We start from the raw sequence: 20488 nt of genomic DNA on the forward strand, positions 1-20488 counted from the left end.
GGTTTATTTAGAACCTATATGATCCAGTTTACATAATTATTGATAATAATTTTGAAGAAGCTGAATGAGTCCGTACGGATTTTTCCGTAAATGCTGTGCGCTAAAATAAATATCCCCTTTAACCTGATTATAATTCTCGTTCAGCTTGAGTTGCTTAATCAACTCTTCGGCGGATTGCCAACCCTTTTCAGGAGTGCCGATTTTATAGGGGGAATGTCCGATGTACAGCTTAACATCTGAATTTTTGACCTCATTGGACCACCAAGCCACAAGCTTGTCATAGCCAGCAGCCGGGAAACCGATACTCCAATAAATCTGTGGAGCTACATAATCAATCCAGCCTTTGTTAATCCAGGTACGTACATCCGCAAACGTCGTATCATACGCTGTAACTCCAGCCTTGGTGTCTGATCCGGTCAAGTCTTGAGACTTATTGCGCCACACACCAAAAGGACTAATCCCGAACTGCACCTTGGACTTGCTTGCATGAATGCTTTTGCCCAGATCACGGACAAAGCTGTTCACATTATCTCGCCGCCAGTCGCCTTTGTCAGAGATTTTGTTAACGTTATACGCTTTAAAGGTCGCATTATCATCAAAAGTGCCGCTGTATGGATAAAAATAGTCGTCTAAATGAACACCGTCAATATCGTATCCATCCACAACTTCCATAATCGCATCAATGACATGCTGGCGAGCAGCAGGAATTCCCGGATTGATGTAGAGTTGACTGCCATTCTTAACGATCCAATCCGGATGCTGGTTAGCCACATGGTTTGCAGCTAAACCACTGGTCGTTCCTGTAGAATTGGCGCGGAAAGGGTTAAACCAGGCATGAAACTCCATCCCCCGCTTGTGAGATTCGCTAATCATAAATTTCAAAGGATCATAGCCCGGATTTTTCCCCTGGGTGTTCGTCAGGTACTTGCTCCATGGCACAAGATTGGACGGATACAGCGCATCACCGCTGGCCCGGACCTGAACAAAAACCGCATTAATACCCATCCCCTGCAAATCATCAAGCATTTTGGTAAATTCCTGCTTTTGCTTCTCGGTGCTGCTTCGGACGGCAGAAGAAGGCCAATCCCCGTTAATCGTAGAAATCCAAGCCCCGCGCATGGAAGTCGAAGCTTTCACTTGCACGACATTTCCCTGCGAAGAATTGGAGCTGCCCTCATTGGTTGAAGTAGACGGAGAAATGACGCTCGCCTGCTCATCATCATCGATTCCCTGATTCGTACCTACACTTCCCTGATTGTCAGGTGTGGACGTATTGGAGCTGGAGCCGCCACCGGAAGATGTTGTTCCGCCTGTGGAAGCACCTTCTTTACCACTACTTAACGTAATGACTCGCTCTGTAGCCTGCCAGTCCACTTTTAATCCCAACTCTTCCCCAACAAAACGCAGCGGCACCATGACTCTCCCGCTGGTCATACGCGCAGATGCGTCCAATCGAACAGACTTGCCATTCACCGTAGCACTCTGTCCACCGTTCTCCATAGAGATGTTTTTATCCTGCGCTGTGATGGTTACCGTACCGGACGATGCTGACCAGTTGACTTGAGCGCCTAATCCCTCACTAATCACTCGCAAAGGCACCATCGTTACGTTGGCCCCTTGTACAATATACGGTGACGCATCACTTTGCAGCGTTTGCCCGTCCAATATAATTTCAATCTCTCCATTTGGAGCTGCTTGCGCTCCAGGCACGACTGCCGTCTGCACCGCTAACAGTAAACCCGCAGCCAGTGCCCATGTTTTCTTCCAATTCATATGATTACTATCCTCCGCTAACCCCGTTAATTTTTAACCCCTGTCTTGTCCTGCTATATAATGGATAGACGCTAATAACCGGGTATTTGTTGCGGTAGAGACAAATAAAAAAGCATCTGTCCTTACGGACGATGCCTGTCAGGAATCACCACTCAATTCCTTGTGTATATCGTGAAGCTGGCGCAAACGATCTTCATCCCGGCGGAAATATTCGACCAATGTCTCAATGCGGGTGATGGAATCCCAGCTTAAATGGTGCTCAATACCTTCCACATCTTTATAGATCAGGTCCTTATCGACCCCAATCATATCCAGAAATTGCTCTAGTAACTGGTGGCGGTCAACCAGCCGTTTGCCGACCTTTTTCCCTTTGGGTGTCAAAATTAATCCCCGATATTTCTCATATACGAGATAATCGTCCTTATCCAGCTTCTGGATCATCTTGGTAACGGACGAAGGATGGACCTCCAGACCTTCTGCGATATCCGAAACACGGGCGTATCCCTTCTCATCAATCAGTTGGTAAATGCGCTCCAAATAATCTTCCATGCTTGGCGTTGGCACTTGTTTCCCTCTTTTCTGTTATTGAACGGGCGCTACCGCCTTCATTTCCTGCGTTGAACCTACTATGTAATGATACATGTTATCATTGCCTATTGGCAAGTCTCATCCCCCCGCTCACAGCTATTGCCACGATTTGTTCAATTTAAGCAGGGCACACTAATAGCGCCCCTGTATCGTTCACCCTATGGCAGGAGTTAGAGTTGAACACTCGAGCTACTACTGGAGATTTATTCCTGAAAGGAGCGTTACCCATGTCCACACTTGAACGTACTCCTGTCAAAACCAAAGGAACCAAACCGTTCGTGCCTGATCTGGTATTCTTCGAGCCGGACGCACTGAATTATCCCAAGGGTCAGCGTATTATGGATTGGGTAAAAGCCAAAGACATTCCGTATCGTATGACTACATCTCATAACCGGATTACCAATTTACCGGGCGAAACCGAAGTTGAAAAATATCGAATGGCGAAGAAGACGTTGGTCGTCGGTATTCGCAAAACGCTAACCTTCGACCAATCCAAGCCCTCTGCTGAATACGCCATTCCCATTTCGACCGGATGTATGGGACACTGCCACTATTGTTATTTGCAAACGACATTAGGGGCAAAGCCGTATATACGCGTCTATGTCAATACCGATGATATCTTATCGGCAGCTAAAGGCTATATCGAGGAACGTGCGCCTGAAATTACTCGTTTTGAAGCAGCCTGTACCTCCGACCCGGTCGGTTTGGAGCATATCACCGGATCGCTCGGAGAATTGATTCGTTTTATGGCAGATGAAGAATTTGGTCGCCTGCGTTTTGTTACCAAATATCATCATGTCGATCCGCTACTGGATATTAAGCATAATGGTCATACCCGCATCCGGTTTAGCATTAATTCCGATTATGTTATTAAACAGTTTGAGCCTGCGACTTCGCGCTTCGAGGAACGCATTGAAGCGGCAGGTAAAATCGCCCGAGCCGGTTATCCGCTAGGTTTTATTATTGCGCCGATCATCTGGTATGACGGCTGGGAAGAAGGATATGGCGAACTGCTGCGCAAATTGAGTGAAACCTTGCCTCAGGATACCACAAATGATCTGACGTTCGAATTGATCCAGCACCGTTTTACCAAAACGTCCAAGGCTGTGATCGAGAAGCGTTATCCAAAAACCAAGCTGGAAATGGACATGGAGAAACGTAAGAAAAAATGGGGCCGTTGGGGACAGAACAAATACGTTTATCCCGATGAACAGCAAAACGCACTGCGAGAATTTATCACAGAGCGCATTTTTGAACATTTTCCATTAAGTCGTATTGAATATTTCACATAACCAGCATCCAATCCGGCGCTATCCGCTGCAAATACAGCGTTACATCCGTCATATGATCTGTTATTAGTAAAACTCCGGTGATGATCAGCAGTATACCGCCTGTTTTTACAATAATTGACGTGTAACGTGAGGATAGACGAACAGAGCCGGCCAGTAAAGCCAATGCAAAAAATGGAATCGCAAAACCAAGCGCGTAGCCTGTGACCAGCTTGAACCAGGTATGATGCTCTACTGCCGCCAAAGCGATAATAGCTGTCAGCATGGGGCCGATACAGGGAGACCAGCCTGCCGCAAACCCGATTCCGATCACAAAGGAACCGGCGTAACCGGCAGGCTTCCATGTCCAGCGAAACTTATGCTCCCTCATCAAAATCAAAGGCTGCACTACGCCAAGTGATACCAGCCCCATCACCAAGATCAATAGCCCCGCAACTACCCTTAGCGTATCCTTATAATTGCCAAACCATTCTCCAAGCAACCCTACACTTGCACCCAAGGAATAGAACACTACGGAAAAGCCCAGCACAAAAGCTAGGGTATGTCCCATCGTACGATAACGTACCTCAGCCTTATGCCGCCCTTCGGCCAGTTCACGTGCCGACATTCCCGTCATATAAGATAAATAAGAGGGGTATAGTGGTAAGCAGCAAGGTGAGAAAAAAGAAACCAGTCCCGCTATGATAGCCAGCCCGGCGTTAACATCCGTCATCATGACGTCCTCCCGTCTGTCTTAAGTAAACACGAGCATACAAGCCCTATTACTAAAACATACGTGAGGAAGCAGCCAAATATGTTGCAACCCAAAAAGCGTATGCCCCGGCATACAAGCCGAAAGACATACGCTCATGACGAGCTTTATTTATTTTACAATCGCGCCGTTAGGCATGCTTTCCGGTACTGTAGCTAGCGTAAGCTGATCTCCGTGCGATGCTGCCAAAATCATTCCTTGAGAAAGTTCCCCGCGCAGCTTCACAGGCTTGAGATTGGTCACACAAATCACCTTGCGTCCAACCATGTCCTCCGGCGTATAGAACTTGGCAATGCCCGATACCACCTGACGTTGTTCATAACCAAGATCAAGCTGAAGCTTCAACAGCTTATCGGCCTTCTTCACAGGCTCACAGGCGATAACCTGAGCGACGCGCAGTTCTACCTTGGCAAAGTCCTCAATACCAATCTCTTCCTTCGCCTCTGGCGCTTCTTGGCCCGTCTCCGCCGCATTCTGCGGTTGAACCTGCGCAGTAGCTTCCTCCGGCTTCTTGCCGCCCGTCATCGCTTCCACGATGAAAGCAACCTCCTGCTCTGAATCCAGACGCGGGAAGATAGGATTGCCTTTGACCAGTTGCGTTCCTTCCGGCATGCGACCAAACTGCTTGCCGCTGTCCCATGCAGTCAGCTCGCCTTCCTTGATGCCCAGTTGTTCCCAAATTTTATGCGGAGCACGGGTCAAGAACGGTTGGAGCAAAATAGACGCAATACGCAGGCTTTCTACCAGATGCACCATAACGGATGCCAGCTCACGGCGCTTGTTCTCATCCTTAGCCAGGTTCCATGGTTGTGTTTCGTCAATATACTTGTTGCTGCGGCTAATAAATTGACTAATCGCCGTCAACGCCACGGAAAACTCCATGTTTTCCATCGCTTCTTCCACTTTACTGTAAGTCGCTGTTGCCATTTCTTCCAAAGCCCCGTCGAATGCTGTTACATTCGCTTCATAAGCCGGAACCTTGCCTTCAAAATATTTGTCTACCATCGCTACGGTACGATTCAACAAATTACCCAGATCATTTGCCAAATCAGAATTGACCCGATCCACAAAACTTTCCGGTGTAAAAGTTCCATCCGCACCAAAAGGCACCTCACGCAGCAGGTAGTAACGAAGTTGATCCAGACCATAGCGGTCAATCAGCGTTACAGGGTCTACGACGTTACCTTTGGACTTGGACATTTTACCGTCCTTCATAAGTAACCAGCCGTGTGCAAATACTTTTTTAGGCAACGGGAGATCCAGCGCCATCAGCATGATTGGCCAGTAAATCGTATGAAATCGTACAATTTCCTTCCCTACGATATGCACATTGGCAGGCCAAAATTTATCATACAGCTCGGTGTTGGAGGAACCATAGCCCAGGGCTGTAATGTAGTTGGAGAGCGCATCAATCCACACGTATACGACATGCTTCGGATCACCCTTCACCTTAACGCCCCAGTCAAAGGTTGTACGGGATACAGCCAAATCCTCCAGCCCCGGCTTGATGAAGTTGTTAATCATCTCTTTTTTACGGGATTCCGGCTGGATAAACTGCGGGTTCTCCTCATAAAATTGCAGCAATCGATCAGCATACTTGCTCATACGGAAAAAGTAACTCTCTTCCTTGACCAGTTCTACAGGGTGTCCGCTGTCCGGGCTTTTACCTCCAGCTACATTGCCTTCCGCATCCTTCACCACGTCAACCAGTTGAGTTTCTGTGTAGTAAGTCTCGTCAGGAATGCTGTACCAGCCTTCATATTCGCCTTTGTAAATGTCCCCTTGCTTGAGCAAACGATCAAAAATTTCCTGTACTACACTCTTATGACGCTCTTCCGTTGTGCGGATAAAATCGTCATTGGAAATGTCGAGCTTCCGCCATAAATCCTGAATCCCTGCCACAATATCGTCAACGAAACGCTGTGGTGTTTTGCCAGCCGAACTCGCCTTTTGCTCAATCTTCTGACCATGCTCATCCGTTCCTGTCAAATAGCGCACCTCGTAGCCGCGCAGCCGTTTGTAGCGGGCCATTGCATCTCCGGCTACCGTAGTGTACGCATGACCGATATGTAGCTTGTCGCTTGGATAATAAATCGGTGTCGTAATGTAGAATGTTTTCTCATTGGACATGTGTATTGCCTCCTGTTTTGTTCACGGCAGCGAAATAAGACATGCTCCCTTGAATTTGGTACTCCAATTCATGCTTTTCACACTAATTGGGCACAAAAAAACCCTCGCCCCTATGGGACGAGAGTCACCTCACGCGTTACCACCCAAATTTCCCGTATCCTCGCAGACTACAGGCTTCACCGGTCACTCTGACCGCCCATTAACGCTGGATCACGCCTCTCCCTTACGGTCGTTCGCCCTATGACCATTGAACTGGTGGCAAACACGCTCGAAAAAGGTTCCTCCAGGACCATATTCAGGCTTCGTTCCAGACCGGTTTGCAGCTAACCCCGGCTCTCTGTACTGGACGGTTGACCCTACTCATCCCTTCGCAGGAAAACATTATTATCCAAAATATAACCAAACGCACATAGCTATGTCAAGTCAAGCCCTTCCCGGCACGATCAGCAAAACGATCTTCGTCAGATCTCTTTTTAGCAGGAGGCACCAGATCTACACCGCCTGGATGAAAGGGATGACACTTCGCTATACGTTTGGCGGCCAGCCAGGAGCCCTTGAGTGCTCCATGCACCTCCACCGCCTCCAGCGCGTACTGTGAGCACGTCGGATAGAAGCGGCAGGTCGGTGGCTTTAATGGTGAAATATAGGATCGATATAACTTAATCGGAGCTTGAACCACTCTGCGTGTGGTAATCTTCATTTCAGTAGCCTCCGTGGCTGTGAGTGTGACCGCTCGCCTGTTTGTATCCCCCATTAGAATTGGCCTCTGCTTGCCCGTTCTTCTTCTGGCATTCCTTGCAATAGCCGAAAATTTCAAACTTGTGCTCGACGATTTGGAACTGATCTGTTGTATCTGTCATCTGCATCGGGCAGAAAGAGATCGGTAATGTTTTCTGACAACTCAAGCAAATCATATGGTGGTGGTGATGATGCTCATTGCAGCTCACCTTGAACTTCATTCCATCCTCAAAAGATACCTGCTCCAGCACACCCAATTCCTGCATCACACGCAAATTACGGTAAACGGTGTCAAAGCTGAGTCCGCTGTATTTTTTACCCATATATTCATAAACGTCTTTGGGGGACAGATACCCTTCATTCTCGGAAAATAACGTGGCCAGCGTCTTGCGCTGATCCGTAATACGCAGCCCCTGAGTGGACATTGTTGCGATAATCTCATCCTTTGTCAGCATGCGTTTCACCCTCCCCTGTCTGTAGTTTCAGGTTATCTGATGCAGGCTTAGGCTTGCATCTACTTATTATACCACGATTAAAGTCAAAGTTATAAGAGATATTCGCGCTCTTGATAAAGAAAAAACGTTCTCCTGTACTGGAACCGAATCCGCAGCAGGAGAACGCCTTTATTCTGTAAGTGATCTGACTTTAAACGGTGAATGATGAGACCCTTTCGGTCTAAGCCGATAAACAAAACCGGATATTCATATTAATTTTTAATAGCTGGTAATGGCATAACTACCACGGAAACTGGCAAGTTACTACCCGCCGCAGCAGTGAAATACATCTCTACACTTTCCTCGATATGACCTGTACGATACAGTACACTCATCTCATTCGGAGCCCACACGGAGCCGTTCGTCGGGATACCCACGACCTGATTATTCACCATAGCATAGCCAGAGTATTCACCACCACGCGGATTAAATGTAATCAGGGAATACGGCGCTACGCGATCCAGTTTAACCTTATACACAACACCAAAATTACCCGCATTGGAGGAAGAAGAACCGTCCAGACCGTCTGAACCAAGCAGGTTCGGGTCTACTTTATTGTCGCCAAGAACGATGCGCTGAGCTGTTTTACCAACCTCTTCCGTATATTGAAGCGTAATATCCGAATTCGCATACGTTCCACGGTTATGAATGCCGTCCTTAGGCAGTTTTGCGAGAGTAGGCAATGCAGTCAACGGATCTGCATTTGCATCTAACACAACAACTGTGTATTGGATCGGTTGATCTGTATACAGGTCAGACAAGAGAGAAATAACCTGTTTTTGCTTAATTTTTTGCGCGCTCAAATCCTGTAAAATAACGCGGCTTTCGCCCGGATTCAGGACTGTGCTAGAGCGTTTGCTTCCATCCTGCATAGATTGAAAGTACCGTTGGATCGAAATTTTACCCGCAGCGGTTGCAAACTCAGATGGTCCGGCAAAACCGGAATTTTCGACGTTCATATTAGCAGCAGTAATATTATTGTTTGTCGCGATTACGTACATTTTCACATCTCGGCCCGTTTCATTCACATGATGGACGAGTACGCGTGTGCTGCCTGATCCCATTTCCTGATACACAATACCATCCTGGAATACACGTTCCGGGCTGTTAGCACGGATCAGAAGACGTGGTGAAGATGTACTGGTCAAAGGTATAGTAGCCATGGTAGGCACCTGACTGCCGTCCACACTGTATTTATCACCATAAGGCGTGAAGATTTTGTTAAAATCATCTTCGTTGTACAGCAATTCATTCGTAATTTTAATCGTTTCGCTTACAGTACCTGTTGCACCATGCTTATCAGTCACGGTCAGCGTAATGGTCACATCACCCGGTTCGAAAAATGCCAGTTTCTTATTCACCCAATCACGTTTGGTGATCGCATTTTCATCATCCGTACTCAGATCCGTAATCGTGATTTTTTCACCCATTTTGTATTCTTTTTTATCTGTTGTAAACAGAGCCACTGGCGGCTGATTCGGCGGTCTTACCGTAATCGTAACTGAGTATGGATCACTCCAGTTCCCTGCGGAGTCAAGAACGGAATAGGTAACTACATATGTACCTGGCTCCTGAAATACGTCCTGCTTGCCTTCCCAACGTTGATTCACAATCGGAAGACCTGTAGGAGAAGATTCCTTCGTCAAATACGTAACTTGGGTTTCGCCCGCATAGATATCTTTTTGCTGAACCGTGAAGGAAGCTTTAGGCTTTTGATTCAAATTCATAATAACCTGTTTTGTCGTATTATTTACAGTATAAGGAATATTTAAGGCCTGTGTAATAGAGGTCAAAGGCACCATAAATACGTTCTTTTGTTGGAATGCCGGCCCCTTCATTTGTCTAGCTTCACCGTTAACCGTGTAAACCTTGCTGTCAGTCTTGAAGCGCAGCACGTTTGTACCTTGGGTGATAACAGTTTCCTTGGTAGCAGTGTCATAACTAAACTGTAATCCGACGCGGCTGACAAGCGAACGGATAGCTACATAAGAAACACCGTCCTTGACTGTCATCGGCTGAGTCGCCGTGTACACCTGTCCGTTTTGTTCCATTTTTGCACTGTTCAAATACAAAATCAGTTGATTTGCACTCATGGATGTTGGAGAACCACCAGGATTGGTGATCGTTCCGTCTCCACCGTATACATCATTGGATACGTTCGATCCGTTGGTTGTATCCGTCGGCAAGCCAGACAAAGGATCATTGGATACGCCTGTGTTATCAGGTGTCACCGTGTCATTTTGTGCTCCAGTGCTGTCTTGTCCCCCGATGCTATTCTGAACGCCGGAATCTGTGACATTGGCCTGAGCCTGCTGTCCGCTAACCGAATCGGTGGATTGAACAGTGGATACTGCTTCTGCTCCTACAGGGGCTACTGCGGCCACCTGAGCTACCGCAAGCGCGGTGAGCATGGTCCATTTCTTGAAATTCATTCTCTGTCTCCTTCTATTACCAAATTATTATCATTCCCGTAAAAAGTCATACTATTAGACGCAGCTGTTGTCCAAAAGTTGCTGGGAATTTTGCTGAACATGAAAAAAAGGGAACTTCCTCCTGTCGCTGCAAGAAATTTTATAACAAAAAACCGCCACCCCATCTGACCTGATGGGCGGCGGTTCATAACCAGAAAGTAATTTAAAGGCCATTCAACATTATGACGAACGACCGACGACATTTGTCCCTGCGGTCTCCATGCGGCCCTCTTCAATGAGACGGTAGGCCCGTTGAACCTCTTCTTCTGTGGGGGACGGAACCCCTTCCAGCGGATACGCCTTGCCGAGCATTTCCCACTTGTATACACCCATTTGGTGGTAGGGTAAAATTTCGAACTTTTCGACTCCGTTCAACGTTCCTATAAACCGACCCAAATTCAGCAGATCCTGCTCGTCATCATGAATTCCCGGTACAAAGACGTGTCTAATCCACATCTTGCGCCCTTGTTCAGACAACCAGCGTGCCGTACTTAGCATACGATCGTTGGACTTGCCTGTAAGCTTAATATGCTTGTCGTTGTCAATATGCTTAATATCCAGCAACACCAAGTCCGTTACGTCCAGCAGTTCTTGGATACGGCCTGCGTCATTAAAACCGTTACTGTCCAGCGTCGTGTGTAAATTCCAGCGTTGCTTCACTTCTTTGAACAGCTCTGCTACAAAATGAGCTTGCAGTGTCGGTTCTCCACCGGATACGGTCAATCCGCCTCCAGAAGAACGGTAGTAGGCTAAATATGGCTCAATTTCAGCCAATACCTCCTTCAGTGTCATTGGATTGCCTTCATTTAAAGCCCAAGTGTCCGGGTTGTGGCAATATTGACATTTTAACAAGCATCCTTGCATAAAAAGCACGAAGCGGATGCCGGGACCATCTACGGTCCCGAAGGTTTCCAATGAGTGTATGTGACCTTTTAGCATGTTGCATCTTCCTTCCCGCATCCGCTATGCGTGCGTCGTTGTAATATATGATACGTAAAGCTTTGTTACATTGTACCGTGGAAAGTACGGTTAATAACATCCAGCTGTTGTTCACGAGTCAGCTTGATAAAGTTAACGGCATAACCCGATACACGAATTGTAAGCTGTGGATAGTTTTCTGGGTGATCCATCGCATCCAGCAATTGTTCACGAGCAAACACGTTGACGTTCAGATGATGCGCATGGCTTCCAAAGTAGCCATCCATCATGGAAACGAGATTTGTTTTGCGTGTTTCTTCTTCTTTACCCAGGGCTTTAGGCACGATGGAAAAGGTATTCGAGATACCATCCAGACTGTGCTCGTAAGGCAACTTAGCTACGGAGCTAAGGGAAGCCAAAGCACCTTTTTTGTCGCGTCCGTGCATTGGGTTCGCACCTGGTGCAAACGGTTCGCCAGCTTTACGTCCATCCGGTGTTGTACCTGTTTTCTTACCGTACACCACGTTGGAAGTAATGGTCAGTACAGATTGAGTAGGAATCGCATTCCGGTAAGCTTTGTGCTTGCGGATCATGCCCATGAAGGACTCTACCAGTTCTACTGCGATGTTATCTACACGATCATCGTTATTACCGTAGCAAGGGTATTCCCCTTCAATTTCAAAGTCAATGGCGATGCCTTTTTCGTTACGGATCGGTTTAACCTTCGCATGTTTAATGGCGCTCAGGGAATCGGCAGCAACGGACAGACCAGCAATACCACAAGCCATCGTACGGACAATATCACGGTCATGCAGTGCCATTTCAATCCGTTCGTAGCTGTACTTGTCATGCATGTAGTGAATAACGTTCAAAGTGTTCATGTACAGTTTTGCCAACCATTCCATCATTGGCTTGAAGCGGCTCAGCACTTCCTCGTAATCCAACACTTCACCTGTAATTGCAGGATATTCAGGACCCACTTGAGCACCTGATTTTTCATCCACACCACCGTTGATGGCATACAACAAAGCTTTAGCCAAGTTGGCACGGGCACCAAAGAATTGCATTTGTTTACCGATTTTCATTGCCGATACACAACAAGCGATACCATAGTCATCGCCATAAATCGGACGCATCAGATCATCATTTTCATACTGAATGGAGCTAGTTTCAATAGAAACTTTGGCACAATATTTTTTGAAACCTTCAGGCAATTTTTCTGACCACAGTACAGTCAGGTTTGGCTCCGGTGCAGGTCCCAAATTGTACAGGGTGTGCAAGAAACGGAAGCTGTTTTTAGTAACCCGAGTTTCTCCAGTAATGGACATACCGCCAATGGATTCAGTTACCCATGTTGGGTCTCCGCTGAACAGTTCATTATAGTCAGGTGTGCGCAGGAATTTAACAATACGCAGTTTCATAACAAAATGATCGACCAATTCTTGTGCTTGCTCTTCTGTCATTGCGCCTTCTTCCATATCCCGTTGAGTATAAATATCAAGGAAGGAAGATACACGTCCCAAGGACATTGCTGCACCATTTTGTTCTTTGATCGCTGCAAGATAGCCAAAATACACCCATTGGAAAGCTTCTTTCGCGTTGTTAGCAGGCTTTGAGATGTCGAAACCATGCTCAGCAGCCATTTGTTTCAGCTCGTTCAAAGCGCGAATTTGCTCGGAAATTTCTTCACGCAGACGAATTACGTCTTCTTCCATTGAATCCACTTCTAGGCTTTTCAGTTGAGTCTTTTTGTCTTTTATCAGGAAGTCTGCACCGTACAGTGCTACACGACGGTAGTCACCGATAATGCGTCCACGACCATATGCATCCGGCAAACCAGTGATAATACCCGCTTTACGAGCTGCTCTCATATCATCAGTATAAGCGTCGAATACACCCTGATTATGCGTTTTACGAATATGAGTGAAGATATCAACAATGCTTTGCGGTACTTCAAAGCCATAGGCTTTGCAAGCGTCGATCATCATCCGGATTCCACCAAACGGCTGCAAGGAGCGTTTGAATGGAGCGTCTGTTTGTACACCAACGACTTGTTCTTTATCCCGGTCTAGATAGCCCGGCTTATGTGAAATAATAGTGGATGGCGTATTTACGTCTACATCAAGCACGCCGCCGTTTGCCAACTCTTTTTTGGTAAGATCGGATACAATATCCCACAGAGCAGTTGTGTTGGCGGTAGGGCCAACCAGAAATTCTTCGTTGCCGACATAAGGTAAGATATTGGTTTCAATAAAATCGTTGACGTTGACTTCTTTAGTCCATTTGCCTTTTTTAAAACCTCTCCAGCCAGATTGTTGCTCTTGTAATTCTCTCTCAATCACCGACATGTAAATCCCTCCAAATTGTTTGGTCTTCCGGACTTGTGATTTTTTTCACATTAAATAGTGTCTCGAGCCCGGCCTTTTCACCGATGTCTTACGCTCAGTGTCGGGACCTTTCTTACACCCTTATTGTAGAATAATGATAGAGTGCAGTATGTGACAAAAATCACAATACGGGTGACATTTATCACTTTATTTTCCCTAGCGATTACGCCCGTGCCTTTATCCTTGCCATTCACCTCCCTTCCCAAACCAACAGGCCCTCTATGATAGAGAGCCTGCGTTGGTATTAACGGGAAAATGCTTAGTCACAAGCCTCTTCGTACCTATATATTATTGGTCAAAACGTCCGTAGAAGGCATTGCGGTATACATCAGCCAATTCGGTAACCAGCGGCAGCTTCGGATTCGCAGTTGTACATTGATCCTCAAAAGCGCGGTCAGCCAGATAATCTACACGCGATTCAAAATCCTTCGCATCGAAGCCGATTTGCTGGAACGATTCCTCGATACCGAGTGTTTTGTTCAACTTGCGGATCGCTTCGATCAGACTGTTAACCCCTTCTTCCGTTGTACGGGCAGGCAGTCCCAGTATGCGTGCAATTTCTGCATAACGCTCATCCGCAACAAAGTGCGAATATTTAGGGAACGAAGCAAACTTCGTCGGTTTTTTCGCATTATAACGAATGACGTGTGGTAACAAAATGGCATTCGTGCGACCGTGCGCTGTATGGTATTGTCCGCCCCATTTGTGCGCAAGACTGTGGTTAATACCCAGGAATGCATTGGCAAACGCCATCCCTGCCAGTGTGGAAGCATTATGCATTTTTTCACGAGCAAGTTTGTCGCCACTCAGAGCCGATTGCTCCAGGTATTGGAATACCAGTTGAATGGCTTTAATTGCCAGACCGTCTGTGTAGTCACTAGCCATTACAGACACGTAGGCCTCGATGGCATGTGTCAGTACGTCCATACCTGTATCTGCTACAGCTGTTTTAGGCAGCGAGTATACAAACTCAGGGTCAATAATTGCCACATCAGGAGTCAGCTCATAGTCAGCCAGCGGATACTTCGTGTTGCCCTGATTTTTGTCTGTAATAACTGCGAACGACGTAACTTCCGAACCTGTACCCGAGGTTGTAGGAATGGCTACAAATTGTGCTTTCTGACCAAGACGCGGGTACTTGTAGATCCGTTTGCGGATATCCATGAATTTTTGTTTTAAGTTGTTGAAATCAGTATCTGGGTATTCATAGAACATCCACATGCCTTTAGCCGCATCCATCGGCGAACCGCCGCCCAATGCAATAATGCAATCCGGTTGGAAACGTCTCATCATTTCAGTACCACGTTCTACCGTAACTGTCGATGGATCTGGCTCTACTTCCGAGAACACTTCGATAGCTACTGGTGTTTGGCGCTGGTGTAAATAATGGATGACACGATCCACATATCCGAGTTTCACCATCATAGGGTCTGTGATAATGGCAACACGTGTGATATCAGGCATTTTAGCAAGATACTGAGTCGAATTTTTTTCAAAATAAATTTTGGAAGGTACTTTGAACCATTGCATATTCACCGTACGTTTCGCCACCCTTTTCACATTAATCAAGTTGACTGCCGATACGTTCGACGAAGTCGAATTACGTCCGTACGAACCACAACCGAGTGTCAGCGATGGAAGGTTGGTGTTGTAGAGGTCACCGATCGCACCATGTGTGGAAGGCGAATTTACAATGATACGGCCTGTTTGCAAACGGTTTGCGAACCGAGCGATAACGTCCTCATCGTTCGAATGAATAGCGGACGAGTGGCCCATGCCCCCGAATTCCACGACTTCAGCAGCGCGTTGAATACCTTGTTCCGCATTTTTTACTTTATAGCAAGCCAATACAGGACTCAATTTTTCCGCAGACAATGGGAATTTTGTTCCTACCCCTTCAATCTCAGCGACCAAAATTTTAGTTCCTGCTGGTACTGTGATACCACTCATTTCAGCAATTTTCACAGCAGACTGTCCGACGATGGCCGGGTTCACTGCACATTTCTCGACATTCATAGCTCCTTGAGTGAGCTTAGCTGCTTCTTCTTTATTTACAAAATAGCAGCCGTTAGCGATCATCAATTTTTTCACTTGTTCGAAGATTGGCTCTTCGATAATAACCGCTTGCTCGGAAGCACAAATCATACCGTTGTCAAAAGATTTGGAGAGGATGAGATCGTTCACGGCCTGCTTGATGTCTGCTGTTTTTTCAATAAAGCAAGGCACGTTACCTGGGCCTACACCCAGAGCAGGTTTACCGCAGCTATATGCCGCCTTAACCATGCCTGATCCACCAGTTGCCAGAATCAGCGCTACATCCGGGTGATTCATGAGTGAATTTGTCTTATCCATCGATGGAGCTTCAATCCATTGAATACAATCGGCCGGAGCACCATGTTTGACGGCTGCTTCAAGCAAGACGCGAGCTGCTTCCGCACTACACGATTGAGCGGATGGATGGAAACCAAAGATGATCGGGTTACGTGTTTTAATAGCAATCAACGCTTTGAACATTGTAGTTGAAGTCGGATTAGTCACTGGAGTGATCCCCATAATGATGCCGACGGGCTCTGCTATTTTTTGAAAACTGTCAAAGTCATTATCTTCAATGACACCAACGGTTTTTTCATTTTTGATACTATGATAGACATATTCTGTTGCAAACATGTTTTTAATGATTTTGTCCTCATACACACCGCGTCCTGTTTCTTCAACAGCCAGCTTCGCCAGATGCATGTGCTTATCCATCCCTGCAATTGCCATAGCTTGTACGATTTCGTCAATCTGCTCCTGATTCATACTCATGAAAGCCTGCTGTGCCCGGTTCCCCCGGTCAATCAGTGTTTGAATATACTGCTCAGCGCTTTGCTCTTTTTGGATAACCTCGTTTTTAACAGCCATTTCCCTCATCCTCCTGTTATCTCGTGTACTATCTCTTGTTCACGCACTGATCGTAACACAGCTTTTCAAGATATATTGTGATTTTTTTCACAATCTATTTAAAATTTTATTTTATGAAGTGAATTAAATCACAAAGTTTGGAATTCTGCCACTTTTACCCCCTCTTCTTGCCCCAAAAACGCATAGCACAGGTATATAATGAATTTGAATTGATCAAGTTGCAGATAAAAAAACAAAGGAAACAAAGGGGAAATGGACGATGAGAAACCCTGCAAACGTAATGGAAGCCCGCGGCAACACCTGTTGCTTCTCGGAGGCCAGCTTCAACCGGCTGCAAGTGATGATGAAAGATCGGGTCATGCCAGAAAGCTCGCATCTATTCTGGGAAGGAGATACAGCAGATAAGCTGTTTTATATCAAGCGCGGACGCGTAAAAGTAACAAAAACAACGGATGAGGGTAAGGAACTTATACTATATATGTACCAAAGCGGCGATCTGATTGGTCAAGCTGATCCATTTTTCGGTACCAAGCACTCCTTTTCTGCCGAAGTTCTGGAGGACAGTGATATCGGTGTTGTCGATCATACGGATTTGGAGCTGCTCATTTGCCAGCACTGTGATTTTGCCATTGACTTTATGAAATGGATGGGGTCCCACCACCGTATTACCCAGACCAAGTTTCGCGATTTGATGATGTACGGCAAGCCCGGTGCTCTGTGCTCCACACTGATCCGTCTGTGCAACACCTACGGAGAGCCTCACGGCGAGCATATTCTTATTCATAAAAAAATTACTCATACCGACCTGTCCAATATGATCGGTGCCACCCGTGAAAGTGTAAACCGGATGCTGAGTGATTTGCGCAAAAAAAATGCAGTCGAATATGATAATGGCATGATCGTTGTCAAGGATTTGGAAATGCTGCAAGGCATATGTCATTGTGAACTGTGCCCGCGTGAGATTTGCCGAATTTAAATTATTTGTTTTATTTTATGTAAAAGAGAGTGTTCTGTAAACTGTATGGCTTACAGAACACTCTCTTAATTTTACACTCCCACTCCACCTAAATGGCGGGCAGCAGCGGAGCAATCCATTTGAATATGAAGAAGCGAAGCGTCCGCCTTTGCAGCGGGAGTTCTCACCTCTAAATGTCTTATACAACCCAAAAGAATCCCGCTGCAACAGCGATCGTAAGATCAAATGGATCGTGAAGCGCCTAACATCCCGCCAACATTCTTCTCCACACTTTTAGAACTGGAAGCACAGATAACTTAAATTCCCCATCTCATAGCTTCTGTGGACAACCTTGGCTCTATTCGCCGGATCTCCACTCCCCATGGCAATAAACAACGGTACAAAATGTTCAGCCCTCGGTACCGCCTGACGAGCATACGGGGCTTCACTTTCATAGCGGTCCAAGGCCTGCACATCTCCATTCTGTACCTTTTCAATAATCCAGTCATCAAAATCAAGAGCCCAAGGCTCTGTTTTCGTTTCTCCCCATTTGACGATGCGCAGATTATGGACAGTTACACCACTCCCAATGACCAAAATAACCTGTTCACCTAGCCCGCGCAACACTTCTCCGATAGCATATTGTGCTTTCGGCGATAGAAACGGATTCACGGAAATCTGAACTACCGGGATATCCGCCTCAGGATACATACGATGCAGAAGTGTCCAGGACCCATGATCCAGCCCTCGCGCCCGATCTGTTTGTACATCAATCCCCTTTTGCTCATATAATTCTTTCAACTTGGCCGCCAGCTCCACCGAACCATGAGCCGGATATTTCACTGCATACAGCTCCGGTGGGAAACCGCCAAAATCATAAATCGTATCGTAAATGCCGTCTATCGAACTAATTGTCAATGTCTGCGTCTCCCAATGGGCAGTGAAGATAACAATAGCTTTCGGGCGAATACTCTTTCCAAGCTGCTCCAGAAAAGCAGTATATTCTGTCTGTTCAATAGCAAGCATAGGTGATCCGTGGGCTAAAAACAAAGATGGCATCATGTGAAAGTCCCCTTATCTTTTTTCAATTTATTTTTCTCAATAAGTAACTTTATGTAAGTAATAATACATAAGTAACAAGGTTATGTCAATTCAGACTTTAACATATACATAAAAAACGTCTCTTCCTTAAATAAAGATTGATATAGGTATAAAGTCATAGTAATATATAACTAATAAATTTTAAATATTCACTATAAATCGATATAAAGGACTGGTTTCTATGGAGATACATACTGCTAATTGCCCAAAGTGTGGTTCTGTTTTCCGGCAAAATCTTAGAAACCTGTGCAATACCTGTATCCAAGAAGAAAATTTATTTTATGATCGCTGTTCCAACTATTTGTGGAAACATCCCGCTACTCATACTCGCCAGCTTAGTGAAGCAACCGGCACACCTATGGATTTGCTCACAGACTGGGTAAGAGCGGGCAAGTTTCCAACCACTTATAGTCAGCTTGATTATCCTTGCGAGTCCTGCCATTCCCCGGTTTATGCGGGAAGACTTTGCCATTCCTGCCTCGGTACGTTCCGTACGGCAGCGCTTGATATTCAAACCCGTGTCCCCCGTCGTACTGCAACCGGATTATTTTCAATCGCAGGCCGCGCCAAAGGCTATTAAGAATTACAAAATAAAAAACAGCCTTTTTCCTAGGAAAAGGCTGTTTTACTATGAAAAACGTTTATTCGGCTTGATACTCATCTAATCCATTCCTCGGCCCAATATTGAATCTGTTCCATGACCGGCTGAAGTGCACGGCCTTTGGTCGTCAGCTCGTATTCAATGCGGACAGGAGTTTCCGGATATACATGACGTGTAAGAATTCCTTCATTTTCCAAATCTTTCATCCGCTCTGATAACATTTTATCACTCATTGTGGGAATCAGATTGGAAATATCCTTAAACCGCTTGGGACCGCTCATCATGGATTGAATAATTAATCCATTCCAACGCTTGCCCAAACATGAAAAGGCGGTTTCAAAACGCGGACACATTTTTGTACATTGCGGTTGACTCTCCAAATTTTTCACCTTCTTTTGCATTTCGGTTTGATAAAGCTTTCCTTTTGTTAGTATATATCATTTTAGCATACTTTATCCCGAAAGAAAACACTTTCTTCTTAATTTAATACCCAGTCCGATAAAGTTGCCATGACCAAAGCTGATTATACAATAAACCGGCATAAGAGGTATATGGCAAATACGTTAAATCAAAAACAGGCGGAATCTCAAGAGATTTCCGCCTGTCAGTCTGTTCAATATCAAGCTTATCGGAATCAATAAATGGCAATTATACCAATACACCACCGAGAGGTCTGACAGGTTGGCTTTTACCATAAACTGGTTGAACAATGCTTGTAGGATAAGCCCAACGAATACTGTTAGCAATAACCTTCAGAATATCGGGCTGGTAATAGGTTGGATACGTTTCATGACCCGGGCGGAAATAAAATATTTTACCACTGCCACGACGGAAGGTACAACCGGTTCTGAACACCTCTCCACCTTCAAAATTGCTGACAAAAACCAATTCATCCGGCGCCGGGATATCAAAAAACTCACCGTACATCTCTTCGTGCTCCAACAGAATTTTAGCGTCAATGCCCTCCGCAATAGGGTGGGACGGATTGACGGACCAAATAATTTCCTGTTCGCCTGCCACTCTCCATTTCAGATCACAGCTTGTGCCCATCAGGGCTTTGAACGGCTTGGAAAAATGTCCCGAATGCAGCACGATCAAGCCCATACCTTCCTGTACCCGCTTTACAACACTGGCTGTAATTTCATCACTCACCTGATCATGTGCTTTATGCCCCCACCACAGCAGCACATCTGTGGAATTCAGGATTTCTTCTCCCAAACCATGCTGGGCATCATCACGCAACGTAGCCGTTCGAATGGCGAATCCTTCGCCTGACAGCCCATCAGCCAATGCCTTGTGTATCCCATCAGGATATACCTGTTTGGCTTCATCATTCAGCTTCTCGTTCAAAAATTCATTCCAAATGGTGACGTTAATCATCAATACTTCCC

16 protein-coding genes are annotated in these 20488 nt (G+C 45.9%); 3 read left to right on the forward strand and 13 right to left on the reverse strand.

Annotated features, from left to right (window positions below):
• Positions 1–36: 36 nt before the first annotated feature.
• Together E0698_RS05720 and mntR are read right to left on the reverse strand one after the other, a co-directional pair.
• Positions 37–1773, reverse strand: coding sequence for a family 10 glycosylhydrolase (locus tag E0698_RS05720; RefSeq protein WP_192510884.1), 1737 nt, complete (start codon positions 1771–1773; stop codon positions 37–39).
• Positions 1774–1911: 138 nt separating this feature from the next.
• Positions 1912–2337, reverse strand: coding sequence for a transcriptional regulator MntR (gene mntR, locus E0698_RS05725; RefSeq protein WP_007430946.1), 426 nt, complete (start codon positions 2335–2337; stop codon positions 1912–1914).
• 251 nt (positions 2338–2588) lie between these two features.
• On the opposite strand from mntR, the gene splB reads away from it, so the two are divergent.
• Positions 2589–3653: a spore photoproduct lyase gene (splB, locus tag E0698_RS05730; protein WP_192510885.1), complete on the forward strand. Its 1065-nt coding sequence runs from the start codon at positions 2589–2591 to the stop codon at positions 3651–3653.
• Here splB and E0698_RS05735 read toward each other — a convergent pair.
• The 8 genes from E0698_RS05735 to adhE all read right to left on the reverse strand — a co-directional run bounded on the left by E0698_RS05735 (position 3646) and on the right by adhE (position 16440).
• Positions 3646–4362, reverse strand: coding sequence for a cytochrome c biogenesis CcdA family protein (locus E0698_RS05735; protein ID WP_192510886.1), 717 nt, complete (start codon positions 4360–4362; stop codon positions 3646–3648). The genes splB and E0698_RS05735 overlap by 8 nt on opposite strands.
• 150 nt (positions 4363–4512) lie before the next feature.
• Positions 4513–6531 carry a methionine--tRNA ligase gene (metG, locus tag E0698_RS05740; RefSeq protein WP_192510887.1) on the reverse strand — a complete coding sequence of 673 codons (2019 nt, stop codon included), beginning with the start codon at positions 6529–6531 and terminating at the stop codon, positions 4513–4515.
• A 418-nt stretch (positions 6532–6949) separates the two neighbouring features.
• Positions 6950–7231 (reverse strand): membrane protein insertion efficiency factor YidD, encoded by a 282-nt coding sequence (yidD, locus tag E0698_RS05745; RefSeq protein WP_134913703.1) that lies wholly within the window; start codon positions 7229–7231, stop codon positions 6950–6952.
• Position 7232: 1 nt separating this feature from the next.
• Positions 7233–7724, reverse strand: coding sequence for a Fur family transcriptional regulator (locus E0698_RS05750; RefSeq protein WP_044647275.1), 492 nt, complete (start codon positions 7722–7724; stop codon positions 7233–7235).
• Between the two features lie 251 nt (positions 7725–7975).
• On the reverse strand, positions 7976–10195 hold the full coding sequence (locus E0698_RS05755; RefSeq protein ID WP_192510888.1) for a copper amine oxidase N-terminal domain-containing protein: 2220 nt from the start codon (positions 10193–10195) through the stop codon (positions 7976–7978).
• Positions 10196–10414: 219 nt separating this feature from the next.
• Positions 10415–11173 (reverse strand): pyruvate formate-lyase-activating protein, encoded by a 759-nt coding sequence (gene pflA, locus E0698_RS05760; RefSeq protein ID WP_149093517.1) that lies wholly within the window; start codon positions 11171–11173, stop codon positions 10415–10417.
• Positions 11174–11238: 65 nt separating this feature from the next.
• Positions 11239–13500 carry a formate C-acetyltransferase gene (gene pflB / locus E0698_RS05765; RefSeq protein WP_149093516.1) on the reverse strand — a complete coding sequence of 754 codons (2262 nt, stop codon included), beginning with the start codon at positions 13498–13500 and terminating at the stop codon, positions 11239–11241.
• A gap of 327 nt (positions 13501–13827) precedes the next feature.
• Positions 13828–16440, reverse strand: coding sequence for a bifunctional acetaldehyde-CoA/alcohol dehydrogenase (adhE, locus tag E0698_RS05770; RefSeq protein WP_134913697.1), 2613 nt, complete (start codon positions 16438–16440; stop codon positions 13828–13830).
• 259 nt (positions 16441–16699) lie between these two features.
• Between adhE and E0698_RS05775 the strand changes: the two genes are divergently transcribed.
• A complete protein-coding gene (locus tag E0698_RS05775; protein ID WP_134913695.1) occupies positions 16700–17416 on the forward strand; it encodes a Crp/Fnr family transcriptional regulator in 717 nt (238 codons plus the stop codon).
• A gap of 273 nt (positions 17417–17689) precedes the next feature.
• Here E0698_RS05775 and E0698_RS05780 read toward each other — a convergent pair whose 3' ends face one another.
• On the reverse strand, positions 17690–18457 hold the full coding sequence (locus E0698_RS05780) for a DODA-type extradiol aromatic ring-opening family dioxygenase (protein ID WP_192510889.1): 768 nt from the start codon (positions 18455–18457) through the stop codon (positions 17690–17692).
• A 340-nt stretch (positions 18458–18797) separates the two neighbouring features.
• On the opposite strand from E0698_RS05780, the gene E0698_RS05785 reads away from it, so the two are divergent.
• Positions 18798–19076, forward strand: coding sequence for a hypothetical protein (locus E0698_RS05785; RefSeq protein ID WP_238353867.1), 279 nt, complete (start codon positions 18798–18800; stop codon positions 19074–19076).
• 77 nt (positions 19077–19153) lie between these two features.
• Here E0698_RS05785 and E0698_RS05790 read toward each other — a convergent pair whose 3' ends face one another.
• Together E0698_RS05790 and E0698_RS05795 are read right to left on the reverse strand one after the other, a co-directional pair.
• Positions 19154–19498 (reverse strand): winged helix-turn-helix transcriptional regulator, encoded by a 345-nt coding sequence (locus E0698_RS05790; protein ID WP_192510891.1) that lies wholly within the window; start codon positions 19496–19498, stop codon positions 19154–19156.
• A 247-nt stretch (positions 19499–19745) separates the two neighbouring features.
• On the reverse strand, positions 19746–20477 hold the full coding sequence (locus E0698_RS05795) for a ThuA domain-containing protein (protein ID WP_192510892.1): 732 nt from the start codon (positions 20475–20477) through the stop codon (positions 19746–19748).
• Positions 20478–20488 lie beyond the last annotated feature (11 nt).

Origin of the sequence: Paenibacillus sp. 23TSA30-6, from assembly GCF_014858585.1 — a bacterium.
Classification (GTDB): Bacteria; Bacillota; Bacilli; order Paenibacillales; family Paenibacillaceae; genus Paenibacillus.